General features: G+C 71.9%; 24 protein-coding genes. 11 read left to right on the plus strand and 13 right to left on the minus strand.

Annotated features, from left to right (window positions below):
- Positions 1 to 416: 416 nt before the first annotated feature.
- Positions 417 to 1580 carry an agmatine deiminase family protein gene (locus tag ACTVZO_RS01975; protein WP_443296645.1) on the plus strand — a complete coding sequence of 388 codons (1164 nt, stop codon included), beginning with the start codon at positions 417 to 419 and terminating at the stop codon, positions 1578 to 1580.
- Between the two features lie 18 nt (positions 1581 to 1598).
- On the opposite strand, the gene ACTVZO_RS01980 is transcribed toward ACTVZO_RS01975, so the two are convergent.
- The gene (locus tag ACTVZO_RS01980) at positions 1599 to 2297 is read right to left on the minus strand and encodes a TetR/AcrR family transcriptional regulator (protein WP_443296646.1); all 699 of its coding nucleotides are present in this window, start codon (positions 2295 to 2297) and stop codon (positions 1599 to 1601) included.
- A 168-nt stretch (positions 2298 to 2465) separates the two neighbouring features.
- Between ACTVZO_RS01980 and ACTVZO_RS01985 the strand changes: the two genes are divergently transcribed.
- Positions 2466 to 3905, plus strand: a complete 1440-nt coding sequence (locus tag ACTVZO_RS01985; RefSeq protein WP_443296647.1) for a M6 family metalloprotease domain-containing protein — start codon at positions 2466 to 2468, stop codon at positions 3903 to 3905.
- 81 nt (positions 3906 to 3986) lie between these two features.
- Here the strand turns inward: ACTVZO_RS01985 and abc-f are convergent, their stop codons facing one another.
- Positions 3987 to 5648: a ribosomal protection-like ABC-F family protein gene (gene abc-f, locus ACTVZO_RS01990; RefSeq protein WP_443296648.1), complete on the minus strand. Its 1662-nt coding sequence runs from the start codon at positions 5646 to 5648 to the stop codon at positions 3987 to 3989.
- Positions 5649 to 5830: 182 nt separating this feature from the next.
- Here abc-f and ACTVZO_RS01995 point away from each other — a divergent pair, with 182 nt between their 5' ends.
- The gene (locus ACTVZO_RS01995; protein ID WP_443296649.1) at positions 5831 to 6541 is read left to right on the plus strand and encodes a hypothetical protein; all 711 of its coding nucleotides are present in this window, start codon (positions 5831 to 5833) and stop codon (positions 6539 to 6541) included.
- 189 nt (positions 6542 to 6730) lie between these two features.
- A complete protein-coding gene (locus tag ACTVZO_RS02000; RefSeq protein ID WP_443296650.1) occupies positions 6731 to 7984 on the plus strand; it encodes a PP2C family protein-serine/threonine phosphatase in 1254 nt (417 codons plus the stop codon).
- A gap of 214 nt (positions 7985 to 8198) precedes the next feature.
- Here the strand turns inward: ACTVZO_RS02000 and ACTVZO_RS02005 are convergent, their stop codons facing one another.
- The 3 genes from ACTVZO_RS02005 to ACTVZO_RS02015 all read right to left on the minus strand — a co-directional run bounded on the left by ACTVZO_RS02005 (position 8199) and on the right by ACTVZO_RS02015 (position 10773).
- Entirely contained in the window at positions 8199 to 9059 is an 861-nt protein-coding gene (locus ACTVZO_RS02005) for a DUF4253 domain-containing protein (protein ID WP_443296651.1), read from the minus strand.
- Positions 9060 to 9148: 89 nt separating this feature from the next.
- Positions 9149 to 9814 carry a response regulator gene (locus tag ACTVZO_RS02010; RefSeq protein ID WP_443296652.1) on the minus strand — a complete coding sequence of 222 codons (666 nt, stop codon included), beginning with the start codon at positions 9812 to 9814 and terminating at the stop codon, positions 9149 to 9151.
- Positions 9811 to 10773, minus strand: coding sequence for a HAMP domain-containing sensor histidine kinase (locus ACTVZO_RS02015; RefSeq protein ID WP_443303021.1), 963 nt, complete (start codon positions 10771 to 10773; stop codon positions 9811 to 9813). The genes ACTVZO_RS02010 and ACTVZO_RS02015 overlap by 4 nt, the downstream gene beginning before the upstream one ends.
- 278 nt (positions 10774 to 11051) lie before the next feature.
- Here ACTVZO_RS02015 and ACTVZO_RS02020 point away from each other — a divergent pair, with 278 nt between their 5' ends.
- From ACTVZO_RS02020 to ACTVZO_RS02030, 3 genes are all read left to right on the plus strand, one after another.
- A complete protein-coding gene (locus ACTVZO_RS02020; RefSeq protein WP_443296653.1) occupies positions 11052 to 11522 on the plus strand; it encodes a cation:proton antiporter regulatory subunit in 471 nt (156 codons plus the stop codon).
- Between the two features lie 7 nt (positions 11523 to 11529).
- Complete coding sequence (locus ACTVZO_RS02025; RefSeq protein ID WP_443296654.1) at positions 11530 to 12774, plus strand: cation:proton antiporter; 1245 nt, start codon at positions 11530 to 11532, stop codon at positions 12772 to 12774.
- Positions 12775 to 12844: 70 nt separating this feature from the next.
- Complete coding sequence (locus ACTVZO_RS02030) at positions 12845 to 13573, plus strand: carbonic anhydrase (protein WP_443296655.1); 729 nt, start codon at positions 12845 to 12847, stop codon at positions 13571 to 13573.
- A gap of 72 nt (positions 13574 to 13645) precedes the next feature.
- Here ACTVZO_RS02030 and ACTVZO_RS02035 read toward each other — a convergent pair whose 3' ends face one another.
- Together ACTVZO_RS02035 and ACTVZO_RS02040 are read right to left on the minus strand one after the other, a co-directional pair.
- Complete coding sequence (locus ACTVZO_RS02035; RefSeq protein ID WP_443296656.1) at positions 13646 to 14509, minus strand: hypothetical protein; 864 nt, start codon at positions 14507 to 14509, stop codon at positions 13646 to 13648.
- A gap of 162 nt (positions 14510 to 14671) precedes the next feature.
- Positions 14672 to 15955 (minus strand): extracellular solute-binding protein, encoded by a 1284-nt coding sequence (locus ACTVZO_RS02040; RefSeq protein ID WP_443296657.1) that lies wholly within the window; start codon positions 15953 to 15955, stop codon positions 14672 to 14674.
- A gap of 310 nt (positions 15956 to 16265) precedes the next feature.
- Here ACTVZO_RS02040 and ACTVZO_RS02045 point away from each other — a divergent pair, with 310 nt between their 5' ends.
- The 3 genes from ACTVZO_RS02045 (at position 16266) to ACTVZO_RS02055 (ending at position 19114) form a co-directional block, all read left to right on the plus strand.
- A complete protein-coding gene (locus ACTVZO_RS02045) occupies positions 16266 to 17501 on the plus strand; it encodes a M20 metallopeptidase family protein (RefSeq protein ID WP_443296658.1) in 1236 nt (411 codons plus the stop codon).
- Positions 17502 to 17543: 42 nt separating this feature from the next.
- A complete protein-coding gene (locus ACTVZO_RS02050; protein WP_443296659.1) occupies positions 17544 to 17927 on the plus strand; it encodes a VOC family protein in 384 nt (127 codons plus the stop codon).
- Positions 17928 to 18073: 146 nt separating this feature from the next.
- Positions 18074 to 19114, plus strand: coding sequence for a vWA domain-containing protein (locus tag ACTVZO_RS02055; RefSeq protein ID WP_443296660.1), 1041 nt, complete (start codon positions 18074 to 18076; stop codon positions 19112 to 19114).
- A 70-nt stretch (positions 19115 to 19184) separates the two neighbouring features.
- On the opposite strand, the gene ACTVZO_RS02060 is transcribed toward ACTVZO_RS02055, so the two are convergent.
- From ACTVZO_RS02060 to ACTVZO_RS02080, 5 genes are all read right to left on the minus strand, one after another.
- On the minus strand, positions 19185 to 19760 hold the full coding sequence (locus tag ACTVZO_RS02060) for an SRPBCC family protein (RefSeq protein ID WP_443296661.1): 576 nt from the start codon (positions 19758 to 19760) through the stop codon (positions 19185 to 19187).
- Positions 19761 to 19879: 119 nt separating this feature from the next.
- Positions 19880 to 21241 carry a carotenoid oxygenase family protein gene (locus tag ACTVZO_RS02065; RefSeq protein ID WP_443296662.1) on the minus strand — a complete coding sequence of 454 codons (1362 nt, stop codon included), beginning with the start codon at positions 21239 to 21241 and terminating at the stop codon, positions 19880 to 19882.
- 63 nt (positions 21242 to 21304) lie between these two features.
- Positions 21305 to 21745 (minus strand): SRPBCC family protein, encoded by a 441-nt coding sequence (locus ACTVZO_RS02070; protein WP_443296663.1) that lies wholly within the window; start codon positions 21743 to 21745, stop codon positions 21305 to 21307.
- A 94-nt stretch (positions 21746 to 21839) separates the two neighbouring features.
- Positions 21840 to 23288 carry an MFS transporter gene (locus ACTVZO_RS02075; protein WP_443296664.1) on the minus strand — a complete coding sequence of 483 codons (1449 nt, stop codon included), beginning with the start codon at positions 23286 to 23288 and terminating at the stop codon, positions 21840 to 21842.
- Positions 23289 to 23376: 88 nt separating this feature from the next.
- Positions 23377 to 23943 (minus strand): TetR/AcrR family transcriptional regulator, encoded by a 567-nt coding sequence (locus ACTVZO_RS02080; protein ID WP_443296665.1) that lies wholly within the window; start codon positions 23941 to 23943, stop codon positions 23377 to 23379.
- Positions 23944 to 24131: 188 nt separating this feature from the next.
- On the opposite strand from ACTVZO_RS02080, the gene ACTVZO_RS02085 reads away from it, so the two are divergent.
- Positions 24132 to 25253, plus strand: coding sequence for a nucleotide disphospho-sugar-binding domain-containing protein (locus ACTVZO_RS02085; RefSeq protein ID WP_443296666.1), 1122 nt, complete (start codon positions 24132 to 24134; stop codon positions 25251 to 25253).
- 77 nt (positions 25254 to 25330) lie between these two features.
- Here the strand turns inward: ACTVZO_RS02085 and ACTVZO_RS02090 are convergent, their stop codons facing one another.
- Complete coding sequence (locus tag ACTVZO_RS02090; RefSeq protein WP_443296668.1) at positions 25331 to 26401, minus strand: polyprenyl synthetase family protein; 1071 nt, start codon at positions 26399 to 26401, stop codon at positions 25331 to 25333.
- Between the last annotated feature and the right edge of the window lie 119 nt (positions 26402 to 26520).

Below are 26520 nucleotides of genomic sequence, written 5' to 3' on the forward strand. Positions count from 1 at the left end.
CCTCCCCTTCCCACTTCGCTGGGTGCCATTGTCGCAAACGAAGCGGAGCACAACCTCTCGCGCGGGGCCGACGGAACGAGGTCGTCCATCCAGGCCGAGGCGCTGATGCTGATCGGTCTGATCGCACTGGGACACGGCCTGGTGTGGCGGTTCATGGCCGGTGAGGGACGGGTCGTCGAGGGGTGGGTGCGGCGGACACCGTCATCGCGAGCACCGCGAACCCACGGTTTGACTAAATTTTCAGTCAGTGTCAGGGTGGCGCCACGAAGGCCGTACCCGCCGTCGCGGTACCAGCGATTCACGGGGCAGTGCGCGCATCCTGGTCACATCGGGCTCGCGCCGCGATCCACGCCTCGCCACCTGACGGTCATCGCCGCCGGATCCCTGGTCCCGCAAGCCCAAGATCGGAGACCCCCATGTCCGAACTCCAGCCCTCCCGGCGCACGGCCCTGCGCGCATTCGCCGGATTCGGCGCGCTCGCCCTCGGCGCCTCCGCGTGCGGACCCGGCAGCTCCGGCCGGTCCGCCTCGTCCGCCTCCGCCCGCCCGGTCGCCCGTACGGACGCCGACCGGCGGCTGGGGGCCGAGTGGGAGAGCCACGCCCGCACGTTCATGTCGTGGCCCGCGCTGGCATCGGTCTGGGAGCAGGACCTGCCCTACGTACGGGAGGACATCGCCCGAGTGGCACGGGCCATCGCGGAGTACGAGTACGTCGTCGTGATGGCCAGGCCGGACCAGCAGGCCGCGGCCCAGCGTGCGTGCGGCTCGCAGGTGGAGGTGATCCCGCTGGCCGTGGACGACCTGTGGGCCCGCGACACCGTCCCCGTGTTCGTGGAGCAGTCCGGGAAGGCCGTCGGGGTCGACTTCAACTTCAACGGCTGGGGCAACAAGCAGGAGCACGGGAACGACGCCCTGGTCGGACGCACCCTGCTGCCGAAGTACGCGATCCCCCGCGTCCAGGCCCCGCTGGTCTCCGAAGGCGGCTCCTTCGAGACCGACGGCGAGGGGACCCTGCTGATCACCGAGAGCTCGATCGTCAACGGCAACCGCAACCCGGGCAAGAGCCGCGACCAGATCGAGGCCGAGCTCAAGACGCTCCTGGGCGTGGAGAAGGTGATCTGGCTGGCCGGGGTGCGCGGCGAGGACATCACCGACGCGCACGTCGACAGCCTCGTACGGTTCACCGCGCCCGGGGTGATCCTCCTGGACCGGGCGTTCCCCGGAACCCCCGCCGATTCCTGGTCGCGCTCGTCCGACCAGGCGAAGTCGGTGCTGAGCAAGGCGACCGACGCGCGCGGCCGCGGCTTCGAGGTCATCGACCTTCCGCAGCCCGACCCCGACCGGATCACCGGCTACAGCGACGACTTCCTGTCCACCTACGCCAACTTCTACATCGCCAACGACTCGGTGTTCATGCCCCAGTTCGGCGACAAGAAGGGTGACGACCGCGCGCGGGGGATCCTGCAGGAGCACTTCCCCAAGCGGGACATCGTGCCCGTCAAGATCGACACCATCGCCACCGGCGGTGGCGGGATCCACTGCGCCACCCACGACCAGCCCGGCACGCCGGCCGCCGAGTAGCCTCGCGCTGTCAGGTCGTCAGCGGTCGGGCAGGTAGCGGCCGAGGAGCGCGTCGAGGCCGGCGGCGAGCTGCTCCTCCCCGCCGCGGACGGCCAGGGCCGGGCCCAGCGACCGGAGCAGCGGGAAGTCCTTGACCGGGAGACGGTGCAGACCGAGCCGGAAGGCCGGATCGGATTCGTCGGGGTTGTCCACGACCTCGCGCAGCTCGACGACGATGTACCCGAGCACCCAGGAGATGAACGCCCGGTACATCCGGAGCGTGGTCCCCTCGTCCAGCCCTGCCGTGCCCAGCAGGGCGAGCAGGCGCTCGTGGGCCCGCAGCACCGCCGCCGGCCTGCGGGCCATGGGGACCGTGAAGGGCCGTACGGCCACCAGCGGTATGACGTGCGGATGGGCGAGGGCCACCCGGTACATCGCCCGCGCGATGCCCAGGAGCGCCTCGCGCCAGGGAGGCACGGCCTCGTGCCGCGGGTCGGCGGAGGCGTTCGCGGCGGACGCGGCGCTGTCCAGCGCCTGCTCCAGCTCGATGAACAGGCTCTCGACGAGGCCGTCCAGCAGGTCGTTCTTGCTGGGCGTGTACCGGTAGAGGGCCATCGTCTCCACGCCGAGTTCGGTGGCCACCCGGCGCATGCTCAGGCCGTCGAGCCCCTCCTCGTCCACCACGCGGAGCGCCGCCTCGAGGACGCGTCGGCGGCTGAGCGGGCTGCGGACGGCCATGGCCGCACCTCCGGGATCTGCGGCTCCGGCTCTGCCTTGACGACGGCATGGCGCAGGTGGAGCCTGTATACGTACAGCATAAACGGATGGCGTCCGTATACGCCCTAAACGCGGTCATTTCCCGCCGTGGCCGTGCTCTGCGATCGTCCGAGCAAGTGAGTGGTCGCCATGCGACGCACGAATGCATCCCCCTCGTCACACCGCTGTTCCCGTACGCACCCCTGCCCGGCCCCGCTGGCCCCCGACGCGCTGGCCCAGCTCTACGCCGAATACCTGGACCTGCTGGATTCGGGCCGGCTGCCGCGCTACACCACCTTCGAGGACTACTACTACACCTGGCGCTCCACCCGGCGGGCCGAACGGCTCACCGGCCTCGACGACGGCGCCGTGCGCGTCGAGCCGAGTGCGGAGCGGCAGCTGATCACCAGGCCCGACAAGCAGCTCAGGGGAGTCGTCAACACGCTCGTCCTGCTGGTCGACTTCCCCGACAAGCCGCACGAGGCGGGCCACCGCCCGGGCCACTACGACAAGCTCCTGTTCAGCACGAACGCGCTGCCGACCGGCAGCATGCGGGAGTTCTACCGCACCATCAGCGACTTCGACGCCTTCGGGAGCAACGGCATCGACATCCAGGGCGAGGTGCACGGCTGGTTCCGGCTGCCCCAGCCGCATTCCTTCTACGCCGACGGCAACTCGGGGATGGGCGACTTCCCCCGCAACTCGCAGGGCATGGCCCGGGACGCGGTGAAGCTGGCCAAGGCGGAAGGCATCGACTTCCGGCCGTACGACGCGCTGGACGAGCACACGGTGACCGCGCTGTTCATCGTCCACGCGGGTTCCGGAGCCGAGCAGACCAGGAGCCGCCACGACATCTGGAGCCTCAAGTGGGGCGTGCCGGGAGGTGTCGCCGTCGGCTCCGGCCTGACCGTGGAGACGTTCCTGACCGTGCCGGAGGACTGCGCGATGGGCCTGTGCGCCCACGAGTGGGGCCACCTGGCGGCGCGGTGGGCGGACTACTACGACACGGGCCGGCTGGACGCGACCAAGTCCAGCGGCCTGGGCAACTACTGCCTGATGGCGGCGGGCAACTGGGGCAACTCCGGCCTGACGCCGGTGTTCCCCAACGGAATGCTGCGCATGTTCCACGGCTGGGCCTCGCCGAAGCGCATCACCAGGACCACCAAGGACGTGGTGCTGCGGCCGGCCGCGGAGGGCGGTGACCTGCTCTTCGTCCAGAACGCGGACACGATGGCGGAAGAGCAGTACATCCTCGTCGAGTACCGGCGGCGCCGGGGTCAGGACGCGTTCCTGCCGGACGCCGGCATCTCGGTCTACACGGTGGACGAAGCGATCGAGAACGTGAACGACGAGGACGGCCTGGCGATCGAGCTGCTGCAGGCCGACGGCCGGCGCGACCTGGGCACGATCTTCGGCCGGGGCAACCGGGGCGACTCCTCGGACCTGTACCCCTCCCTGGGGAACAGGACCATCGGCAAGTCGACGAGCCCGGCGCTCAACCTGCCGGACGGCAGCTGGTCCGGCGTCACCATCGAGGTCGAGGGCAACCCCAACGACGACGAGATGGCCGTCGACATCCACATGGAGTGAGACGGAGTGAGCCCGACCCCTCGCCGACCCGTCGCCGGCCCCTCGCCGGCGCCCGCCACCGCGTGCCCAACGGCGGGCGGCTCAGCTCCTGCGTCCGCAGCGCAGCGCCAGCCGCTCCCCCGCGAACCGCTCGCGGAAGCCGCGGTCGTGCGAGACCGCGACCACCGCCCCCGGGTACGCGGCGAGCGCCGCCTCCAGGTCCTCGACCAGGTCGAGCGCGACGTGGTTCGTCGGCTCGTCGAGTACGAGGAGGTCAGCGGGCCGGGTCACCAGGCTCGCGATCTGCAGGCGCCGCTGCTGCCCCGCGGACAGCGCCGCCACCGGGACGTGCAGGTCCTGCTCACGGAACAGGCCCAGCGCCAGCAGCCGGTCCGCGTACTCCTCCGGCAGCCCGGGCCGCCCGGCCGCGAAGGCGGCGAGCAGCGGCAGCCGGGTGGAGCGTGCGGGCAGCTCCTGTGCCAGGTACCCGATCCGTGCGGGGCGGCGCACGGCCCCCGCGTCCGGCTCGAGGTCTCCGGCCAGGACGCGCAGCAGCGTGGTCTTGCCCGCCCCGTTCTCGCCCGTGACCAGCAGCCGCTGTCCGGGCGCGATCACCAGCCTGCCGTCCAGGCGCAGCCGCTCGCCGACCGCCACGCCGTCGAGCTCGGCGAGCGGGCGGTCCCCGGACCGCCCGGCGCCGCCCGTCGCGGACAGGGCCGCCGTGAACCGCAGCGGTTCCGGCGGCTCCGCCACCGGGTTGCGCCGCAGGCCGGCGAGCCGTTCGCGGGCCGCCCTCACCTGCCCGCCCAGCTTGGCCTCGTGCGAGCGGCGGTGCTTGCCGAAGCCCTGCCGCGGATCCCTGCCGGTGGTGGCGAGCCGCTGCCCGGCGGCCCCGACCAGCTCCTCCGTTCGTGCCACCGCCTGGAGCCACTCCGCGTACTCCTGCTCCGCGCGGCGGCGGGCGGCGGCCTTCGCTGCGCGGTAGCCGGTCCAGCCGTCGCCGTACCGGTGCACGGTGCACGCGTCCCGGTCGACCTCGAGGATCGTCCCGGCGATGCGTTCCAGGAAGCCGCGGTCGTGGGTGACGGCGACGACGGTGCCGCGGTGCGCGCGCAGGTACTCCTCGAGCCAGCGCACGGCCGGTGCGTCCAGATGGTTCGTGGGCTCGTCGAGGAGCAGCAGCTCGGGGGCGGCGGCCAGCACGCACGCGAGCGCGAGCCGGGACTGTTCCCCGCCGGAGAGCGAGCCGATGAGGCGGTCGCGGGTGATCCCGGCGAGCCCGAGCCCGTGCAGGGCGGCCTCGACACGGCTGTCCGCCTGGTATCCGCCGCGTTCCTCGTAGGCGATCAGCAGCTCGCCGTACGTGGTGAGCTCTTCCGGCGAGGCCTCGCCGAGGTGCTCCTCCGCGGCGCGCAGCCGGCTCTCCATGTCGCGCAGCTCGGCGAGGGCGAGGTCGACGGCGTCCTGGACGGTGCGGTGGGGGTCGAGGTCGAGGGTCTGGGCGAGGTGGCCGGTGCCTCCGGGGAAGCCGACGGTGATCTCTCCGGCGTCCGGTTGCTCGATGTCCGCGAGCAGCCGCAGCAGGGTGGACTTGCCGGAGCCGTTCTCGCCGATCACGGCGGCCTTCTCCCCCGGGCGGACGGTGAAGGAGACGTGGTCGAGGACGGTCCGGGTGCCGTAGGACTTGGTGACGTCCTTGACGGACAGCTGCGCCACGGCAGCGGGGGCCGGGGCGTGGGCACGGGTGTGGGTGTGTTCGCGCATGTGACTTTCCCTGGGGAAGGCGAAGTGTCTACGGGCAGCAGAAACGGCGGTGACGGCCGTGCCCGGACTCAGCGGAAGTAGGGGAAAGTCATGGATCCACCATAGCAAGACGACTCGTCTCGTCTCCAGTCGATTGAACCGGGCCGCCGGACCTTGATCACCGTGCGGCTACCGTTCCCCGTATGGAACGGTCCAGCATCCTCAGCAACCTCGTGGGCGGCGGAACCGACGTCGACCCGCAGCGACTTGGCGAACTCTCCGCCGATCTCGGCATACCCGTGGCCGACTTGCTCGTCGTCGCGGGCCGACCGGTGCCGGCGGAGCTCCTGCCACCGGAGCGCGACCCGGAGGCCACGAGACGGTTCGCCTTCCGCACCAGCCACTGCGACCACGCGCAACTGGCCCTGCTGGAGGGCTTCGTCAGCTCGCTGCCGCGCCTCGCCGCCCCGGGGCCCTTCGTCCCGCCGGTCGCCCCGTACCACCACCCCGCCGAGACCGGCTCCGCCGCCGTGTTCAACGGGCTGATCCGGAACCGGGGCTTCGGCGTCGGTGAACTGCCCTTCCTCGGGCTGTCCCGCAGCACGCTGCTCGGGATGACGACGGGCTGGGAACCGAGTCCGCACCGGCAGCACCAGCTCTGCTCCGTGGCCGGTCCCCTCGGCTGGACCCTGCCCGACCTGTTCGCCGTCGTCGGCCAGCCGTACTCGGAGGAGCTCCGCCCGATCACGCTCTGTCGCCACGTCGGACGCGTGTTCACGGCCGCCGCCCACTTGACCACCGCCCAGCTGGTCGCGTCCGCCGAGGAGGCGGACCGGCTGAGCGCACGGGAGGACGAGGGTGTGTGGCAGTCCGTCTCCCAGGGCTTCGTCGCGGAGTGCCCGGACTTCGCCTGACCCCCCGTCCCCGTCCCCGTCCACGGTCTCCGCCGCACGCCGCGGCGGAGACCGTGGCGGGGGACCGTGGCGGGGGACCGTGGCGGGAGGGTGACGCCGGGAGGCGGTCGCCCGCGTCGGGAGGCGTCGCCCCCGGCGGCGACCGAGGATGGAAACGATCCCTCTCCCGCGCCGTGAGGAGTTCCCGCCATGCCGGAGCGCAAGCCGCGTGCTGTCGTGACGCCGCACGGGATCGACTACGAGGCGGCGTTCCGGGCCATGCCGGGCGCGGTGGCCCTGCTCACCCCCGACCTGGTCTTCGCGGATGCCAACGAGGCGTTCCTGCGGTTGTCGGGACGCACCCGCGACCAGGTGGTCGGCCGCTACCTCTTCGACGTCTTCCCCGACAACCCCAACGCCCCCGGACCGACCGGCGTGCGCAACCTCCAGACGTCGCTGCTGCGCGTGGTGGAGACCGGCGAGCGCGACACCATGGCGTTGCAGCGTTACGACGTCGAGTACCCCGACCGGCCCGGTGAGTGGGAGGAGCGGTACTGGAGCCCGGTCAACGCCCCGGTCCTCGGCCCGGACGGGCAGGTCGCACTGCTGCTGCACCGGGTGGAGGAGGTCACCGAGCTGATCCGGGCCCGGGGGCGGGCCGACGGGGACCGGGCCAGGGTGCTGGAGGCCGAGCTGTACACCCGCGGCCGGGAACTCCAGGAGATCAACGAGCGGCTCCGCCGGGCACACGCCCGCGACCGCGAGGTCGCGCTGGCCTTGCAGGCCGCGATGCTGCCGGCGCCCAGGACACTGGGCCGCCACCGCACGGCGGTGCGCTACCGGCCCGCCCTCGGCGCCCTCAACGTGTGCGGCGACTGGTACGAGCTCGCCGAGCTGCCCGGTGACCGGATCGCGGTCGCCGTCGGAGACGTCGTCGGCCACGGCCTGCCCGCGGCCTGCGTCATGGGGCAGCTCCGCAGCGCCCTCAGCGCGGCGGTACGCGCCGCCGACGGTCCCGCCACCGCCCTCGACACGCTCGGCCTGTACGCCCGGCACGTCGACGGAGCCGAGTCCACCACCGCGTTCCAGGCCGTCATCGACTGCGAGCACCGCACCGTCGCCTACAGCAGCGCCGGCCACCCTCCGCCCGCCCTGCTCCATGCCGACGGCACCGTCGAGTTCCTCGACCAGGCCACCGACCCGCCGCTGGGCGCCAGGCCCGAACACGTACCCAGACCCCAGGCCGAAACCGCCTTCGCCGAGGGCGCCACCCTCGTCCTCTACACCGACGGCCTCATCGAGCGCCGCCACGAGGACATCGACACGAGCCTCCGCCGCCTCGCCGACTGCCTCACCCGCCACGCTTCGGCCGATGCGGACACCCTCGCCGACACCCTCCTGGCCGAACTGATCCCGCCGACCGGCACCACCGACGACACCGCCCTGGTCGTCATCAGCCTGTAACGCGCGGCCCGCCACGACCGGCGGACGGGGCGGGGTCGTCCCAGCGGGCGTGGGTGGCGGTGTACCGGGCCAGGGTGCTCCTCGGGGTGCACGGTCTTGCCCACGTCGTGGGCCGCCGCCCCGAAGGGGGAAAGCAGGCGTTCGGCCACCACGGGCGACAGCGGGGCGGGCGCGGCCTGCGGGGCTCGCGAAGGCGGATCCGGCGGCCTGCCGTTCAGTCCCACCACAGCGACCACATGGTGGAGCGGGCCATTCCGTCGCCGGCCCGCGGCAGATCCTGCACCGTATCGCTGCAGAAGCCCGTCAGTTCCGTGGCGGCCCGGGCTGCCGCCCCCGGAGTCAGGGGCGGCCTGTCGACGACCAGTTCCAGGTACGCCCCGCGTGCGAAGAAGAGTTCGGCGCCCCACTGCTCGTGCCAGCGCCTCAGCAGTGCCGCGTGGTCGGCGGGGGTGAGCACCCGGTCGCCGTATCCGGACCAGTTGACCGTCCAGATCAGGTGGGGCAGGACGACGGGTACCTCGTGGCCGCCCCGCGCAGGCACGAAGTTGAGCCAGCGGTGGCTCCGGCCCCAGAAGATGTCGCCGTCCCCGGAGCCCCAACGCGACACCCCGGGGAGCGGTTCGGTGAGCGCGGGGCCGAGCAGCGGCGCCAGCCGGTCCGCGTCGTAGTCGTCGAGCCAGCCCTGCCGGTCCTCCTCGTCACTGCACGCCACGGCCAACGACCACCGGAGGCCGGAGGTCACCACGGATGCCACGACGGCGTCGTGGTCCTGGCTCACCGTCCGCGCCAGTTCGTCCTCGAGGTCCGCGCGGTCGCCGCCGCCGAGCGTCGCGGTGCACCGCGCCTCGTCGCCCGGCGCCGCCGACGTCGCGTACGGCCACCAGCCGGTCTCCCCGTGTCTTCGGCGCCACTCGTCCCACACCTCGCGCACCCGCCCCCGCTCCACGGACACGCCCACCACCTCGACTCCCGCAGCCGTGACGGAACGTTCGACGGCCGCCTGCGGAAAACGTGCGACCAGAGCGGAGACGAGCTGGTCAGCGGTCAGACGCGGTCGGTGGAGGAAGGTGCCCATGGGACCAGGACCCTACGGTGCCCGCCGCCCCCACGCACCCGGGTATCGGGGTACCGAGGGGGCCGGCTCGTCTGCCGCAGGGGGGCGGGTCAGGGTTCGATGAGGCCTACGCGGATGGCGTAGCGGGTGAGTTCGAGGCGGTCGCGCAGGCCGAGTTTCTGCAGGAGGTTGGCGCGGTGGCGTTCGACGGTTTTGGGGCTGATGACGAGGAGGTCGCCGATTTCCTTGGAACTGTGGCCTTCGGCGACGAGTTTGAGGATCTCTTCCTCGCGTTCGGTGATGGGCCGGTCCGGGAGCGGGCCGCCGGTGCGGGCGTGGTCGAGATAGGTGCGGATGAGGGCGGTTTCCGCTCCGGGGTAGATGAAGGGTTCGTCGCGCAGTGCGGCGCGGCAGGCTTCGACGAGGTCGCGGTCGGCCACGGATTTCAGGACGTAGCCGGAGGCTCCGGCGCGCAGGGCTTCGAAGAAGTACTGCTCGTTGTCGTACATGGTGAGCATCAAGATCCGCAGGCCGGGGCGGATGCGGGCGAGTTCGCGGGCGGCTTGCAGTCCGGTCTGGCGGGGCATGGCGATGTCGAGTACGGCCAGGTCGATGTCGAGGCTGCGGGCCTGGGCGACGGCTTCGGCTCCGTCGGCGGCCTCGGCGACCACGCTCAGGTCGGGTTCGCAGTCGAGGATGAGGCGCACTCCGCGGCGTACGAGGGTGTGGTCGTCGGCGAGGAGGATACGGGCGGGCCCGGACGCGGGCTGGGTCATCGTCGGGACCCCGTGGTGTCTGCGGTGTCAGTGATGTCGAGGCGGACCTGGGTGCCGCCGTGCGGGCCGGCCCCGACGACGAGTTCGGCGCCGATCAGCAGGGCGCGCTCCCGCATCCCCCGGATGCCCGCGCCCTCGGGTGCGTCGCGCAGGCCGTGTCCGTTGTCGCGTACCAGGAGCCCGACCCCGCCGCCGGGCAGGGGCCGGAGGTGGACCTCGACGCGGGTCGCGCCGGAGTGGCGGGCGGCGTTGGTCAGGCCTTCCTGGGCGACGCGGTAGACGACGAGTTCGGCGGCCGGATCCAGGTGCGGCAGGCCGGGAGTGACGTGCGCGGTGACGCCCAGGCGCCGGGTGGTGAACTCGGCGGCCAGGGAGCGAACCGCGCTGTGCAGGCCCAGCTCCTCCAGGACACCGGGGCGCAGACGACGGGCGATACGGCGGATCTCCTCCAGGCTGGCGCGGGTGGTCTCCTGAGCCTGGCGCAAGTCCGTGCGGACCGCTTCGGGCGCATGGTCGCAAGCGTGCTTGAGCTGGAGCAGCACGGCGGTGAGGGTCTGGCCGATCTCGTCGTGGAGCTCCTGGGCGATACGTTTCCGCTCACCCTCCAACGCCGTCAGCACCCGCCCACTGCTCATCGCCCGCTCCGCCTCAAGCCGGTCCAGCATCGCATTGAAGGCCTGAGTGAGCGCGGCGATCTCCCCGTCTCCGGTGACCGTCTGGCGGGCCCCGGGTTTCAGCAGGTCCGCGTTGGCCATCGCCCGGTTCAGCCGGGCGAGCGGGGCCAGACCGACCTTGAGGAGCACCGCGTTGACCACCAGCATGGCGGCGAGTCCGGCCAGCAGGACGAGCGCCTCGCCGAACAGGACGGGCGTGGACACGGTGACCGGACCGAGCAGCAAAGCCACCGCGACGGCCAGGACCCCGGCGTTCAGGAGGAAGATCCGCCAGTACAACGACACGGCCACACACCTCTCCAGCCGGTCCCCCAGCATCCGTCACGGCCCCGCGACCCTCCCGTACCCCGGTGCGCTGACCTGCTGCAGAGCCTACTTCCCCGGCTCATCCTCACGGGCTGGACGGCTGCCGTCCATCCGTGTCGGCACCCATATTTCGGCCCGGCGGAAAGTGGCACCATGGGTCCGCCGGGCGGCCGGCTCCTGCCCGAGATCGCGCTGCCGCACACCGGCATTCACGTACGCAAGCGAACACGAGGGGGACGGCTGTGCCTGCTCCACGGATGAGCACCACACCACTGCCCGGCATCGGGGTCCAATACGACCTCACCACCCGCGAACACCGCCACCTGTCGGTCATCGCACACCGCGACGGCACCCGGACCGTGAACCTCTACCGGGCCGACGACCCCGACGCCTGCGCCCAGTCCCTCCACCTGACCGGTGCCGAGACGGCCTCGCTGATCGACGCGCTGATGCCCGCCCACCACAGCCCCAACGTCCTGCACACCACCGACCTCGGTCTGGTGGCCGAGCGGATCGAGCTGTCCGGGCACTCGTACTGGAACGGCCGCGTGCTGGGCGAGACACGGATGCGGACCGAGACCGGCGTCTCGATCGTGGCCGTGCTGCGCCGCGCGGAAGCCCGCCCCTCCCCCGCGCCCGACTTCCGTCTCGCCGGCGGGGACACCCTCATCGTGATCGGCACCCGCGAGGGCGTCGACGCCGCCGCCTCCATACTCGGACGGGAGTGAGACGCCTGTGCACTCCGCTCTCTTCCTCATCGAGTTCGGCGCGATCATCCTCGGCCTGGGCCTCCTCGGCCGCGTCGCCGGCCGCCTGAAGTTCTCCCCCATCCCCCTCTACCTGCTGGCCGGACTGGCCTTCGGCACCGGCGGGCTGCTGCCCATGGGCGCGAGCGAGGAGTTCGTCGCGATCGGCGCCGAGATCGGCGTCATCCTGCTGCTGCTGATGCTGGGCCTGGAGTACACGGCCAGCGACCTGGTCTCCAACCTCAAGACCCAATACCCGGCCGGACTGGTCGACTTCGGCCTGAACGCCGTACCCGGCGCGGTCGCCGCCCTGCTCATGGGCTGGGGCCCGGTGGCCGCCGTGGTCCTGGCCGGAGTCACCTGGATCTCCTCCTCCGGCGTCATCGCCAAGGTCATGGGCGACCTCGGCCGGCTCGGCAACCGCGAAACCCCGGTCATCCTCTCCATCCTGGTCCTCGAAGACCTCGCCATGGCCGTCTACCTGCCCATCATCACCGCACTCCTCGCCGGAGTGAGCCTCGCCGCCGGCAGCGCGACCCTGGCCATCGCCCTCGGCGTCGCCGGAGCCGTCCTGTTCATCGCAGTCCGCTACGGACGCCACATCTCCCGCTTCGTCTCCAGCGACGACCCGGAGAAACTCCTCCTCGTCGTCCTCGGCCTGACCCTCCTGGTCGCCGGGATCGCCCAGCAACTCCAAGTATCGGCCGCCGTCGGCGCGTTCCTCGTCGGCATCGCGCTCTCCGGGGAAGTCGCCGAGGGCACGCACACCCTGCTCAGCCCCCTACGCGACCTGTTCGCCGCCGTCTTCTTCGTCTTCTTCGGCCTCCACACCGACCCCGCCAGCATCCCACCCGTCCTGCTCCCCGCCCTCGCACTCGCCATGGTCACCGCAGGCACAAAGATCGCCACCGGCTACTGGGCGGCCAAACGGGCGGGTGTCGGAATCAAGGGACGGTGGCGGGCCGGCGGCACCCTCGTCGCCCGCGGCGAGTTCTCCATCGTCATCGCCGGCCTCGCCGTCACCGCCGGCATCGAACCCGCCCTGGGCCCGCTCGCCACCGCATACGTCCTCATCCTCGTCATCATCGGCCCCCTCACCGCCCGCTACACCGAACCCGCCGCAGCCTGGATCAGCCGTCGGCGCACCCCGCCCCGGCCGCTCCTGACCGGTGTGCCCGCCCAGCCGGGATCCCCGGAGGCCGTCCCGGACCAGGACCCGGTCGGCCGTACCTGAACGGCGCCGTCGGGCCAAGCCGGGAGCGGCGGCCCGTACACCGGCGCGGATGCGTCTAGTTTGCCCCGATATGGTAGGCAATTCTGAACGTCATGCACCCTTTGGACGACGTCGGCTCGTCCGCGCCGGGCTGGCCGGAGCGGTGGCGGTGGCCGCCGGGCTGGTGGCCGATTCACCCTCCACGGCCACCCGCGCCGCGAGGAAGACCGCTCGGCCCGGCACTCCCGAGTCCGCTCTGCGGGAACTCGCCGCGGGCAATGCCCGTTGGCGGACGTTCCACGAGCGGCATCCGGACCAGACCCGGGCCGTGCGGCAGACCCTGATCTCCGGTCAGCACCCGTTCGCCGCCGTCCTGGGGTGCGTGGACTCCCGCGTCCCGCCGGAGCTGGTCTTCGACCAGGGGCTGGGCGATCTGCTGACCGTGCGCTCGGCGGGCCCCGTACTCGACGAGGCGGTTCTCGCCAGCATCACCTACGGGGTGCTCGAGCTGGACATTCCGCTCGTCATCGTGCTGGGGCACCAGTCGTGCGGAGCGGTCACGGCCGCCGTCCAGGCCGCCCGGACCGGGGAGCAGCTGCCCGGGCACATGCAGTACCTGGTCGATCAGATCCGTCCGGTGATCGACCCTTCCGTCCAGGGGGCGGCGCGCGTGGACGCGGCCGTCACGGCGAACGTGCGGCTGGTGCGCTCCCGCCTGGTCGCCGAACCCGGTATCGCGGCGAAGGTCACCGCGGGCGAGCTGGCCGTGGTCGGGGCCCGGTACGAACTGACCAGCCAGCGGGTCCACCAGACCCGCTGATCCCGGCACGGCGGTGCGGTCTGGGAGCCGGGAGGCCGGGCCAGTCCCGGACGGGGGTCCGGCCCCGGCGGGTCACCTGCTCTTGCGCAGCGCGTACACGTCCCCGGCGTCCGGATCGCCGACGTACCGGTACAGCTCCGGGCGCCCGGCCCTGCCCGCCACGCCCCATTCCGGGAGCGAGCATCCGGCGACGTCGGCGGCGACCCGCTGGTCCCAGGTCGTGCGCCCGGTTCTCAAGGTCCACACGCCCGGGCCCGAGCAGGTTTCCGCCATGTCGTCGGAGCTGTCGCCGGGACCGAACAGGCCGATGCCCTGGGCGGTCACCCGGCCGTCCGCCTCGAAGGTCAGGTGGCCGCCGCGCCCGTCGGACCACGTGCCGACCACCGACGCCCGGGTGATGGCGGGAGGACGGTACTTCGGCACGATGTCCGTCCAGAGCGCGAAGGCGCCCAGCAGGCCGGCGCCCACCACCAGCGCCGTCCCACGCACCGCCACCAGGCCGAGCAGCCCCGCCCGCCGCGGACGGCCGAGCAGGGCGGCCAGGGACAGGACGGCCGTGGCGATCACCCAGGTCCACAGCACGTTGGACCCGGTCCAGCCCCCGGCCAGTGCCGCGCCGGCGAGGGGCGCGAGCAGCGCGCCCACCACCACCGGCACCCAGGCCCACACGTCCGGACCGCCGACCAGCCGCCCGAGGAGGTCGCTCAGAGCCACCGCCGGCAGCACCACGGCCAGCGACAGCACCAGCCCCAGCACCGCGAAGACCCCGGTGAGGGCCAGGAAGGACCCCACGGCCTCGACGTAGTGCCCGTTGAAGCCGGGCGGCTCCCGGGTCATGGCGTACAGCAGGCCGATCACCGCCGCGAACAGCACCTCCAGGCACAACACCAGGGTCGAGGCCACCAGCACCCGACCGTAGGACCGCTTCGTTTCCACGGTCGCCCCCTCCCGGTACGCCGAACGGGCACCGCTCCGGGTTCGGAGGACGCCGCGCACCCTCATACTGCCAGTAGGCCTGAACGTGTTCAATTATTAATGGCGTCGGAGGCGGGCCGGGCCGCCGGAGCCGGACCGGCCACTTGCCGGCCTGCCGGCCTGTCAGTTCCCTTGGCCCGCCTGGTCCGCCTTGACGGCGATGTCCTGCAGGACGGCCTTCGGGTCGGCGTTCGGTTCCACCGCGCGTCCGATGTTGCGCTTGATCGTGTCGCTGACCGCCATCCACGACGGGTCGTTCACCGGATAGAGCTGGGCGCCGCGCAGCGCGGCCAGGAACTGCTCGTCGTTCTTGTCGAGTCCGCCGCCGGCCGGGGTCCGCGCGGCACTGACGGTGGACGGCAGCAGGTGGTAGCGGTCGGCGAAGTCCGACAGGTTCTTGTCCTGGTAGACGAAGTCCAGGAACTTGCCGATCTCGACGCGCTTGCCGTTCTGCCTGAAGGCCATCATCCAGTCGGCCACACCGACGACCGGCGGACTCACATCCGCGCCGAGCGTGTCCGACACCGGCATCGAGACGGTGCCCACGCCGATGCCCTTGGCGGCCGCTTCGTGGGCGAGCGACGGATAGCCGTTGAGCATGCCGACCTCGCCCCGCAGGAACGCGGCGAAGGCGTCCGCGCGGTTCAGCTGGGACGGCGGGATGGGGCCGGTGAGGCCGGGGGCCACCAGGCTGTCCTTGACCCAGCGCCAGGTCTCGACGTTCGCCTCGGAGGCCAGGCTGTAGCTGCCGCTGCTGTCGGCGTACCCGCCGCCGTTGCTCAGCTCCCAGATCAGCGCCTCGGCGTGCGCCTCCTCCGGGCCCAGGGGCAGCGCGTACGGGAACTTCACGCCCTTGTCCTTGAGCGCCTTGGCAGCGGCCTTGAGCTGGGACCAGGTCCTGGGCGGCTGGGCGATCCCGGCCTTGGTGAAGAGCGCCTCGTTGTAGAAGAGGAGACGGCTGCTCGCCACGAACGGCAGACCGTACAGCCTGGTGCCGACCGTGCCCGCCTCGGCCAGCGGCTGAAGGAAGTTGGCCTCGGCGGCGACGGGCAGGAGCTCGTCCGCGGAGTAGAGCCTGTCCTGGGCCGCGAAGTCCGAATAGGAGCCCATCAGGGCCATGTCCGGCGCCTTGCCGGTCTTGACCATCGCGGACACCTGACGGTCGATGTCGGCCCACGGCAGGAGCTTGACCTCCACCTTGATCCCGGGGTTCGCGGCGGCGAAATCCGCCGTCACCTTGTCCCAGAAGGCCTTGGAGCTGGTGGCCGGGGCGTCGCCGTACTCGGCGGCCACCAGGCGCAGCGTGCCGCCGTCTGCCCCGTCCGCGGAACTCCCGCATCCGGACAGCGGTATCAACAGACCGAGCACGACCGCGGTGGCGGACGTGCCGAAAATCCTTCGTCGCACGGGTGTCTTCCCCTGATCTTGTTCTGATCTTCTTCTGGATTCCGATACGGCTCATGTCTCTCCGGGCCGGGGGTACCCCGCCGAGGCCCGTGGGCCGGGATTCTCTCCCGATCATGGCGGGATTGATTCCGCTTAGGAGCGATGTGTGGCCGATGGTCCAATCACGGACGTCCGTGCCCGTAGGTTCCGACAGGTGATCACCGCGTCTGACGCGCGTAGAAGTACCCAAGGCCCGGCTTCCACCCGGTTCGACTTGTTCATGCCGACATATGAGGCGTGGCCGCCCGGGATGCGGGGCAGTGATCGCCGTATGACCCGTTCTCACGGCGCCGCGTCCCAGGAGGCGTTCGGTGAGCTGCTCGCCGAGGCTCAGGCCGCGCTGCCCGGCATCGTGGCCCTGCGGCGGAGCATCCACCGCTTCCCCGAACTGGGCACGCACCTGCCCCGTACGCAGCAGGCCGTCCTGGAGGCGCTGGCCGGAATCGGGCTGCACCTGGCCACCGGCTCCCGCCTGAGCTCCGTCACCGCCACCCTCGAAGGCGCCCGGCCCGGTCCGGCGGTGTTGCTGCGCGCCGACATGGACGCGCTGCCCGTGGACGAGGAGAGCGGTCTGGACTTCGCCTCCGAGGTGCCGGGCGCCATGCACGCCTGCGGGCACGACACGCACACCGCCATGCTGGTCGGGGCCGCCAGGCTGCTCGCGGCCCGCCGCTCACAACTGGCGGGCCGCGTCGTCTTCATGTTCCAGCCCGCCGAGGAATCCGGCGGCGGCGCCCGGCACATGATCGACGAGGGGGTGCTGGAGACCGCCGACGGCGGCGAGGTCGCCGCCGCGTTCGCGCTGCACGTCACGACGCGCTTCGAAAGCGGCACCTTCCACCTGCGGCCGGGCCCGACCTTCGCCGCCTCGGACGGACTGCGCGTGACCGTACACGGCCGCGGCGGGCACGCCTCGGCACCGCACCGGGCGCTCGACCCCGTCCCCATCGCCTGCGAGATCGTCCAGGCCCTGCAGTCCATGGTCACGCGGACCGTGGACATCTTCGATCCGGCCGTGGTCACCGTCGCCTCGATCCACGCCGGCACGACGGGCAACGTCATCCCCGAGACGGCCGAGATCCGCGGCACCTTCCGCACCCTCTCCCCCACCGCCCGGCAGCTGGTGCGCGACAGCATCACCCGCGTCGCCCACCACGTCGCCGCAGCGCACGGAGCGCGTGCCGAGATCACCCTGACCGAGGGGTACCCGCCCGTCGTCAACGACCCGGCCGGCACGGCGGCCCTGTACGACACGGCGGCCCTGCTCCTCGGGCCCGACCGGGTCCACCACCTGGCCGAGCCGTTCATGGGCGCCGAGGACTTCTCGTACGTCCTGCAGCGGGTGCCGGGCACGATGGGCTTCCTCGGGACCCGCCCGCCCGGCGTCCCGCCCGAGGAGGCCCCCGACTGCCACTCCAACCGCGTCGTCTTCGACGAGGCCGCCCTGGCCACCGGGGCCGCCCTCCACACGGCCGCGGCCCTGCGCGTGTGCGGGCCGACCGGGTGACGGCCCCCGGGGCGCCAGGCCCGGCGGGGCTATCCTCGCCCCATGGCATGCCGAATCAGCGAACTCGTCATCGACGCGGAAGACCCTGACCGACTGGCCGCCTTCTGGTGCGACGTCCTCGGCTACGTGGAGCTGGCCCGAGAGGATGACGGCAGCATCGAGATCGGCCCGCCCGGCGTGGGGTTCGGCGGGGCGCAGCCGACCCTCGTCCTCAGTCCGGGACGCACCCAGCGGGCGGGCAAGCTCCCCCTGCACATCGACGTCAACGCCACCGACCGCAACCAGGACGCCGAGCTGGCCAGACTGCTCGCGCTGGGCGCCGTACGCGCCGACGTCGGCCAGACCGGAGAGGAGAGCTGGCACGTCCTGGCCGACCCCGAGGGCAACGAGTTCTGTCTCTTGCGCACGCGGCTGAAGCCCCTCTGACGCACCACCAGACCGAACGAGCACCGTGCGGGCCCGGCCGACTCCCCCGGGCCGGGCCTGCCCTCCGTCCTGCCCTCCCGGCTCCAGGACCGATTGTCAGTGGTGGGTGAGACGATCGATTCATCGCTTGGGAAAAGGGGGAGCTCATGTCCGGAAACCAGAACTACATCAACCACGTTGCTCTTGTGCTGGATGCCAGTTCGTCGATGTCGCACCTGAGCGGCAAGGTCGTCGAAGTCGCCGATCAGCAGATCGCCTATCTGGCCCGCCGCTCGCAGGAACTGGACCAGGAAACCCGGGTCACGGTGTACGTGTTCGCCGACAAGGTGGAGTGCGTCATCTACGACAAGGACGTGCTGCGCATGCCGTCCCTGAAGCAGCTCTACCGGGTCGGCGGAATGACGGCCCTGATGGCGGCCACCCTGAAGTCGCAGCGTGAGCTGGCGCAGACGGCCCAACTGTACGGCGACCACAGCTTCCTGACGTTCGTTCTGACCGACGGCCAGGAGAACGCGAGCCACCGCTGCCCGGACGCTCCGGCCAGGAACCCGCGTGAGCTGGTGCAGGCCGTGGCCACCATGATCGAGACTCAGCAGGACAACTGGACGCTGGCCGTCCTCGTGCCGGACCAGATGGGCAAGCGCGAGGCCATGCAGTGCGGCTTCCCGAGGGACAACATCGCCATCTGGGACGCCACGAGCACGCAGGGTCTGGAGGAAGCCGGAAAGGTCATCCTCCAGGCCACCGAGAAATTCATGGTGGGCCGCTCTCAGGGAATCCGGGGGTCGCGGGCGGTTTTCTCCACGGGTGCGGACACGGTCAACAAGAAGTCCATTCAGGCGGCCGGTCTCAAGCCCGCGGATCCGTCGCAATACCAGCTGATTCCGGTGGCCCGTGAAGCGGCGATCCGGGAATGGGTCACCGAATCCGGCCACACCTACCGCACCGGGTGTGCGTTCTACCAGCTGAGCAAGACGGAGAAAATCCAGGCTCGGAAGCAGATCGCGGTGCTGGAGAAGAAGACGGACCAGGTCTACACGGGCCCGGAGGCCCGAGCTCTGCTCGGCCTGCCGGATGCGGAAGCCCGCGTCAAGCCGGACCACAACGACGACTTCACGATCTTCGTGCAGAGCACCAGTGTGAACCGCAAGCTGGTGCCGAGCACGCGCCTCCTGCTGATGAACTGACACCGCGGAAGCCCCGCCGGTCCTCCGGACGGGGCTTCCTCCACGTTTTCAGGCCTCATGCGCCCGTCGGCTACTGCGCGTGCCGGCTTTCGGCGGCCTGCTTGAGGTTGCGGAGCCAGTCGCTCAGGGAGGCGTCGAGGGCGGCCCGCAGGGCGGCTTGGTTCGCGAGGACGGGTGCACCGTTCCAGGACTCCTCGGTGCGCACGAGGACACCGTCCTTGGTGGGGGTGAAGGTCCATACGTGGACGGCGGTGATCCCCTGGGCCGGGCCGCCCCAGACGAGACGCTTGCCGTGGTCGACCTGCTGGACGGTGGAGGTGATGTCCAGGCCCTGGGTGGTCCAGCGGAAGACGGAGCCCGGGCGCAGCCGGCCCGGGGTGTCCTTGGTGACGGCGTCGACGTCGGGCTGCCATGCGGGCCAGTTCTCGACGTCGGTCTGGATCTTCCAGATGGCGTGCAGCGGGGCCTGGATGAGGATGTCCTTGCGGGTGATCACGGGCGCCGTCTCGTCGATCCGGACGTCGGGGGTGCAGCGGGCGGAGGCAGTCGTCGCGGGGGCTTCGGCGGCGGCGTGGGCGGTGCCGGTGACGGCGAGGAGGAGGGCGGCGGGGAGGACGGCGAGCTTGGCCAGGGTGGCGGTGCGCATCTCGGGGTTCCTTTCGGCGGAGCTTCGAAGGGTGCGGGAGTCAGGGCGGGGAGGGGTTTCGGGCGAGTGGCGGATCCCCGGAGAGACGGGGCTCGTTCGTTCTCCCGGGATCCGGTGTGTCAGTTCCGGCTGCCGTCGAGGGCGGTGTCGGGGATCCAGGAGCCGTGGATTCCGGCGGTCACGCGGCGGGGCAGGTGGACGGTGGCGATCCGGTCGAGGCCGGCGGCGTCCAGGACCAGGAGTTGCGAGGAGTCCTGTTTGAGGTCGGAGACCACGGTGAGGAGGTAGCCGTCGTCCTCGCTGGTGGCGGACTCGGCGGGGACGAAGACCGCCTCGCTGGGCAGCCGGGCGTCACCGACCTCGTGGATGCGGCGGGCGCCGGTGGTGCGGTCGTACTTGACGACGCCGTAGCCGCCCATGCCGTGGTGGTCGGGGAAGGAGACGGCGTACTGGTAGCGGTTCTCGGCACCCAGGTAGTCCTCGTTGAGGGTCGGGAACTCCACGGCCAGGTCGTCGGTGATCCGCTCGTCGACCGTTCCGGCCGTCAGGTCGATGGTCCAGCGGCGGGTACAGGAACGGGTGTTGGGCTCCGTACCGCGGCCGGGTGCGCCGGTCCACCAGTTCCAGGAGAGCCGGAAGCCCTCACGGTCGACGGTGGGCCCTTCCAGGACGATGCGGCCCCGGCCGTCCTCGTAGGCGTTGCCGACGTGCAGCATGCTGCCCGGTTCGATCGGGAACCAGCGCACGTGCCGGGCGCCCTCGGGGCCGCGGGGCATCACACCGATACGGGCGGGCTGGGCATCACTCCAGGAGTACGGGATGCCGGAGTGCTCGGCCGGGTCGAAGGTGACGTTGCCCTCGATGAAGACCACGTGGTGGCGGGTGAGCGCGAAGTCGTGCTTGAGCGCGGCGGTGGCTCCCGGGATCTCGGCACTGTGGACGATCGCGCCCTTGGCGTCGGCGACGTGGTGGGTGAGGAAGGGAGGGAAGGGTGAGGAGCCGAAGAAGTGCAGCTCGCCGGTGACCGGGTCGGTCTTGGGGTGGGCGGTCATGGCGGTGCGGAGCTTGCCGTCGAAGTCGTGCGCGCCGACGGTCTCCAGATCGGGGGTGAGTTCGAAGGGGAGGTTCGCCTCGCAGAGGGCCAGCAGACGGCCCGCGTGCTCGATGACATGGGTGCCGGCCGTGCTGGCGGTCAGGTCGGGGCCGCGGTCGGTCATGTACGGGGCGCCGTCCAGGGCGGGGGTGTGGACCCAGCGGTTGCGGTACCACTCGGCACGGCCCTCCCGCAGCCGGATCCCGTGCACCATCCCACTGCCCTTGAACCAGTGGGCGGGGGTGACGCCCGGCTTGGGATTGTGACTGTTACGGATCAGACGGCCGGTCAGCTCCGGGGGCAGGGAACCCTCCACGGTCAGGCCGGTGGCCGTGATCTCGTCGACGGCGGGCTCGTAGTGACCGGTCAGGAACGGCATGCGGGTCATGGCAGGAACCTCACTTCTCGATGTGCGGGGCGTTGGCTGGTGGGCAGTGCGCGGGAGGGGGTGTCACATGCCGTGCTCGGCCTGGGACTTCAGTGCGGCGAGCCAGTTCTCCAGGGACTGGTGCAGCGCCCGGCCGAGTTCCTCGGGCGCGGCGTCGACGGGGTCTCCGCTCCAGGACTCCTCGGTGTGGACGGTGACCCGGTCACCGTTCTGCTCGAAGGTCCACACGTGGATGCCGGTGATTCCGCCGGCCGGTCCGCCCCACACGATCCGCTCCCCCGGGATCAGTTCGTGCACCGTGGAGGTGATGTCCATGCCGTGGGTCTTCCAGGTGAACGAGGTGCCGGGCGTCAGCGGGCCGTCGAGGACGGACTGGTCCACGTCCGGGTTCCAGGTCGCCCAGGCGCCGATGTCGGTGTGGAGTTGCCACACGGTCTCCAGCGGGGCGTCGATCACGGTGGAGAGGCGGGCGATGACGGGGGCGTTCGTGTCGATGGTGAACATGGCGGGTCTCCTTCTCGGGGTGATGCGTGAGGGGCGATGGGTGTGGGTGGGAGTCGTGGGTGGTGACGGGTGCCGGTTGATACGGCGGCCGGTCTCAGGAGGTGTGGGTGAGCGCGGCCGGCTGCTGCGGGGCAGTGCGGTCGGCCCGGCCGCGGCGAGCGACGGTCAGGGCGAGGACGGCGGTGGCGGCGAGGACCGCGGCCGAGAGGGCGAACGCGGTGCGGTAGCCGGCGGTGAGGGCCTCCAGGGGCGGCTGGTGGGTGGTGGCGTGGGCGGTGACGGAGCCGGCAAGAGTGGCCAGTACGGCGAGGCCGATCGCGCCGCCGACCTGGCGGGTGGTGTTCACCAGCCCGCCGGCCAGGCCCGCGTCCTCTCGCGGGACCCCCTCGACGGAGAGCGCGGTGAGCTGGACGAAGGCGATGCTCAAGCCCAGGCCGATCAGGACGCTCGGCCCGAGCACCCCCGTGAGGTAGCTGCCGTCGGCGGTGATCCGCGAGAGCCACAGGAGCCCGCCGGCCTCGGCGAACAGGGCCGCCGTCACGGTCGCCGTGACGCCGATGCGGCGGCTGATCCGTGGTGCGAGGGTGGAGCCGAGCATGTTGGCTGCGGCGAGCGGCAGCTGGCCCAGGCCCGTCACCAGCGGGCTGGACCCGAGCACCTGTTGCTGGTAGAGCGGCAGGAAGAAGAAGAGCGCGATCCACACCGACCCGAGCAGCGCCATGAGCACGTTCCCCGCCGCGACCCGGCCCGTGCCGAACAGGCGGGGCGGGAGGAGCGGATTCGGGTGGCGCCGCTCCACCAGGACGAACACCGCGAGGAGCGCGGCCGCGAGGGCGAGGGCGGTGAGCACCTGCGTGTCCGTCCAGCCGGAGCGGCGTGCGGTGGTCAGGCCCCAGACGAGGGCGGTCAGCGCGAGGGACACGGTGGCGGTGCCCGGCAGGTCGAACCGTCCGCGTTCGGTGACGGGGGCCCCTGGTACGAGGGCCGCCGTGGCGATGAGCACGAGGGACGCCCCGACGGCGACGGCGTGGAAGATCCAGGGCCAGCCCCACGCCTGCGTGAGGACCCCGCCGAGGAGCACTCCCGCCGCGGCGCCCGCCCCGGAGACCGCGCCCCACACCCCCAGCGCCCTGCCGCGCCCGGGGCCGGGCGGGAAGAGGACCATCAGCAGGGCGAGGGCGCTCGGCGCGATCGCCGCGGCCGCCAGACCCTGCACGGCGCGGGCGGCGATCAGGGCCGTGGGCGTGGCCGCCAGGCCGGCCGCCAGGGACGCGGCTGCGAACAGCCCGAGGGCGGCGAGCAGGACCCGGCGGCGGCCGAGGAGGTCGGCCGCGCGGCCGCCGGCCAGCAGCAGCGCCCCGAACGCCAGGCCGTAGGCGTTGACCACCCACGTGGTGCCGCCGTCCGACAGGCCCACCCCGGCACGGATCTGCGGCAGCGCCACGTTCACGATCGAGGTGGCCAGCATGACGGTGAACTGCGCCGCGGCCAGCGCCGCGAGCGCGGCACCCGGGCGGGTGGTGGCTCCTGAGGACTTCTGCACGACAAGCTCCATTGTGTGGTCAACCACTCACAAGCTGGGCCGAAAAGAGGCAGGGCGGCACACGCGCCCCGCCGACCGCGACGCGGCCTCAGTAGTGCCGGATGCCGGCCGACAGGGTCCGGCTCCAGGGCGCGTCGACCTGGTCCGCCCCCATCGAGGCGATCAGGTGGCAGAGCATGCCGCGGGCGAAGAACTCCTGGACCTGCTGCTCACTGCCGCCCGAAGCGCCGCGTACGTACTCCACCAGGCGGGCGTAGCCCTGGCGGACCACCTCGCGCACGGCGGGCTCCGAGGCGGCGGCCGCCTGGGCCTGGAGCTGGATCAACATCAGGTCGTTGTCGCCGATCAGCTTGGCGTACGACTCCGCCATGGCCGCCAGCACCTCGTCCGCGCCACTCCCCCGGGCCTCGGCCACCGCCTCCTCCATGCTGGCCCGCACCTGCACGAAGCAGTGCTCCACCACGGCGACGAACAGCGACTCCTTGCTCGGGAACAGCCGGTACACGTACGCCTGGGAGATGCCGGCCGCCTTGGCCACCTCGGTCGTGGTGGTGCCGAAGTAGCCGCGTGCGGCGAAGGCGCCGATGGCGGTGTGCAGCACCGTCGCACGGCGCTCCTCGGCGGTGGACAGCTGGCGGGTTCGTTCTGACTTCATGTGAGTACTCAACCACTCACACTTCTCCGAGTCAAGCCCCCCCCGGCCGCCTCGTCCTCGTTCCAGAACGTCCGGATTTCGACGCTCTGCGGGGAACACAACCCGCCTTCCCGTCAGTTCACGGAAGGGAATCGGGGCGGGCCCGCACGACTCGTCCTCGACCGTCAGAACAACGGCAAGGAGAACACGTGCGCATCCTCTTCACCGGCCCGGCCGCGGCCGGGCACCTCTTCCCGATGATCCCGACCGCACAGGCCCTGCGCGCCGCCGGCCACGAGGTGCTCTTCGCCAACTCACAACCGCTTCACCAGCTCCGCCAAGCCGGTTTCCCCATCGTCGAGATCGGCGACGGCCGCACCATCCGGGACGTGTTCGAGCAGTCCACCGGCGAGGAAGTGCGCTACGTCGCACCCGAGATGACATCGGACGAGATCCTCGACCGCGCGGCCCACGGCTTCGCGCTCGTCTCCCGCGCCACCGTGCCCGGTCTGCTGGAGACCGCCGAGAACTGGCGCGCCGACCTGCTCGTCTACGACTCCTTCCAGGCCTCCGCCCCGCTGGTCGCGGCCAAGCTCAAGATCCCGTCGGTGATCCAGAACTTCGGCGTCACCTCCGGCCTCGACATGGTCGCCCGGCTCGCCGCCAACTTCACGGAGGCGTACGAGACGTACGGGGTGGACGGCCCGGCCGAGCCCACCGCGCTGAACATCGTCCCCGCCTCGCTCGGCGGCGACCCGAGCGGCCTGCGGATGCGCTACGTCCCCTACAACGGCGGCGGCATCGTCCCCGCCAAGCTGCTCCGCCGGGGCAGCCGCCCGCGCGTCACCATCACCCTGGGCACCGTGCTCACCGAGATGGACGGCGTCCGCGCCATCGTCCGTCTGATCGAGGCCGCCGCCTCGGTGGACGCCGAGTTCCTGCTCGCCGTCGGCGACGCCGACCTCACCGCGCTCGGCACCCTCCCGGACAACGTCCGCCCGTTGCCCTGGATCCCGCTCGCCGAGCTGCTGACCGCCTCCGACGCCCTGATCCACCACGGCGGCGCCGGCACCATGCTCACCGCCCTGCAGGCCGGCCTGCCCCAGCTCCTGCTCCCCCAGGGCGCCGACCACTTCACCAACGCCGACGCCCTCACCCGAACCGGCGCCGCCCTGCGCTCCGCCTCGGACGGCGTGGACGCCGAGCTCCTCACCCGCCTCACGACCGATCCGGCCCTGCGCGAGGCCGCTACCCGCCTCCAGGCGGAGAACGCCGCCCTGCCGAGCCCGGCCGAGACGGTCCCCGCCCTGGAGGCCCTGGCCGCATCCTGATCCGCGGCCACGGCCCGCGTCCGCGCCCGGACTGACGTACGCAGCAGGACGGGCGCGGGTGCGGGCGTGTCTTCAGGTCAGCCGAGCCGCTCGACGGTCAACAGCGGCAGCTGCTCGAAGAAGGCGACCGACTCCGCCCGCCACCGCGACCGCCAGCCGGCCGCCACCTCGGACGCCTGCTGCGCATGGCGGCGCATGTCCGCCCGCATCCCGGCGGGCACACCCCGGCGCTCCCCGATCTCCCGGACGGCGGCGACGGCTTCCGGCGTGCAGGACGGGTCCCCTAGAGCGGCTTCCACCGTGCGGCGCTCCGCGCCGTCGACCGATGCCAGCAGGGCACGGACGGTGTAGCTGTTCTTCCCGTCGCGGATGTCGGTGCCGGTCGGCTTGCCCATGGCGGCCGCGTCTCCGAACAGGTCCAGGTAGTCGTCGCGCATCTGCCCGCAGATTCCCGTCAGCCGCGCGTAGTCCCGCAGCTCCCCGTCGAAGTGCGCGGGCTGCTCGCCCGCGGCCAGGAGGCCGAGCTGCATGGGCGCGAGGATCGAGTAGCGGGCGGACTTGTAGTCCGCCACGCTGTGCAGGACCTCCTCGTCCGGTGCGGCGGCGAAGTCGCGCTCCAGGTCGACGATCTGGCCGACGAACGTGTCGGCGGCCGCCCGGGTCTGCGCCTCGACCATGGCCTGCCGTACGGCCACGGGCACCTTCGCCTCCAGCAGCACCCGCAGCGACAGGGCGAGTGCGAGGTCGCCCGCGAGGACGGTCAGGCCGACGGCGGCCCGCGGGTGGTCGGGGAACCGCTCCCGGTAGGAGTAGTACGTGGACGGGCCGCCGCGCCGGGTGGGGCTGTCGTCGATGAGGTCGTCGTGCACCAGGCCGTGGGTCTGGAGCAGCTCGGTGCTCAGGGCCGCGGCGTCCAGTCCTTCGACCGCCCCGTCGGTCACCAGGCGCGCGGCCTCGTGCAGCAGTACGACCCGTATCCGCTTCCCGCCCCGCAGGGACAGCTCCCGCAGCAGCCGCAGGCACTCCGGCGTGAAACGGCTGAACGACGGTGCGCCGAGTCCGGCGCTCAGCGTGTCGAAGTACTCCTCGAAGAGCGAGTTGAACCGCTGCTCGTGGCCGGCGAGACGCTCGAGGATCTGCTGGGTCATGACGCGTTCTTCCTGCTCGGGGCGTGCCGGAAGGACACCGCCGTAGACCTGCGACGGTAGTGGCTCGGGCCCGCGGCCCGCCGCGGCGGGGTCGGCACCACCGCGACGGGCCGCTTGCG

Source organism: Streptomyces sp. IBSNAI002 (assembly GCF_052244475.1).
Classification (GTDB): Bacteria; Actinomycetota; Actinomycetes; order Streptomycetales; family Streptomycetaceae; genus Streptomyces.

What these genes read in the sequence shown, in the direction of transcription:
- ACTVZO_RS01975 (WP_443296645.1), top strand. Translation starts at nt 417, where the DNA reads ATGTCCGAACTCCAGCCCTCCCGGCGCACGGCCCTGCGCGCATTCGCC.
- ACTVZO_RS01980 (WP_443296646.1), bottom strand. Translation starts at nt 2,297, where the DNA reads ATGGCCGTCCGCAGCCCGCTCAGCCGCCGACGCGTCCTCGAGGCGGCG.
- ACTVZO_RS01985 (WP_443296647.1), top strand. Translation starts at nt 2,466, where the DNA reads ATGCGACGCACGAATGCATCCCCCTCGTCACACCGCTGTTCCCGTACG.
- abc-f (WP_443296648.1), bottom strand. Translation starts at nt 5,648, where the DNA reads ATGCGCGAACACACCCACACCCGTGCCCACGCCCCGGCCCCCGCTGCC.
- ACTVZO_RS01995 (WP_443296649.1), top strand. Translation starts at nt 5,831, where the DNA reads ATGGAACGGTCCAGCATCCTCAGCAACCTCGTGGGCGGCGGAACCGAC.
- ACTVZO_RS02000 (WP_443296650.1), top strand. Translation starts at nt 6,731, where the DNA reads ATGCCGGAGCGCAAGCCGCGTGCTGTCGTGACGCCGCACGGGATCGAC.
- ACTVZO_RS02005 (WP_443296651.1), bottom strand. Translation starts at nt 9,059, where the DNA reads ATGGGCACCTTCCTCCACCGACCGCGTCTGACCGCTGACCAGCTCGTC.
- ACTVZO_RS02010 (WP_443296652.1), bottom strand. Translation starts at nt 9,814, where the DNA reads ATGACCCAGCCCGCGTCCGGGCCCGCCCGTATCCTCCTCGCCGACGAC.
- ACTVZO_RS02020 (WP_443296653.1), top strand. Translation starts at nt 11,052, where the DNA reads ATGAGCACCACACCACTGCCCGGCATCGGGGTCCAATACGACCTCACC.
- ACTVZO_RS02030 (WP_443296655.1), top strand. Translation starts at nt 12,845, where the DNA reads ATGGTAGGCAATTCTGAACGTCATGCACCCTTTGGACGACGTCGGCTC.
- ACTVZO_RS02045 (WP_443296658.1), top strand. Translation starts at nt 16,266, where the DNA reads ATGACCCGTTCTCACGGCGCCGCGTCCCAGGAGGCGTTCGGTGAGCTG.
- ACTVZO_RS02050 (WP_443296659.1), top strand. Translation starts at nt 17,544, where the DNA reads ATGGCATGCCGAATCAGCGAACTCGTCATCGACGCGGAAGACCCTGAC.
- ACTVZO_RS02055 (WP_443296660.1), top strand. Translation starts at nt 18,074, where the DNA reads ATGTCCGGAAACCAGAACTACATCAACCACGTTGCTCTTGTGCTGGAT.
- ACTVZO_RS02060 (WP_443296661.1), bottom strand. Translation starts at nt 19,760, where the DNA reads ATGCGCACCGCCACCCTGGCCAAGCTCGCCGTCCTCCCCGCCGCCCTC.
- ACTVZO_RS02065 (WP_443296662.1), bottom strand. Translation starts at nt 21,241, where the DNA reads ATGACCCGCATGCCGTTCCTGACCGGTCACTACGAGCCCGCCGTCGAC.
- ACTVZO_RS02070 (WP_443296663.1), bottom strand. Translation starts at nt 21,745, where the DNA reads ATGTTCACCATCGACACGAACGCCCCCGTCATCGCCCGCCTCTCCACC.
- ACTVZO_RS02080 (WP_443296665.1), bottom strand. Translation starts at nt 23,943, where the DNA reads ATGAAGTCAGAACGAACCCGCCAGCTGTCCACCGCCGAGGAGCGCCGT.
- ACTVZO_RS02090 (WP_443296668.1), bottom strand. Translation starts at nt 26,401, where the DNA reads ATGACCCAGCAGATCCTCGAGCGTCTCGCCGGCCACGAGCAGCGGTTC.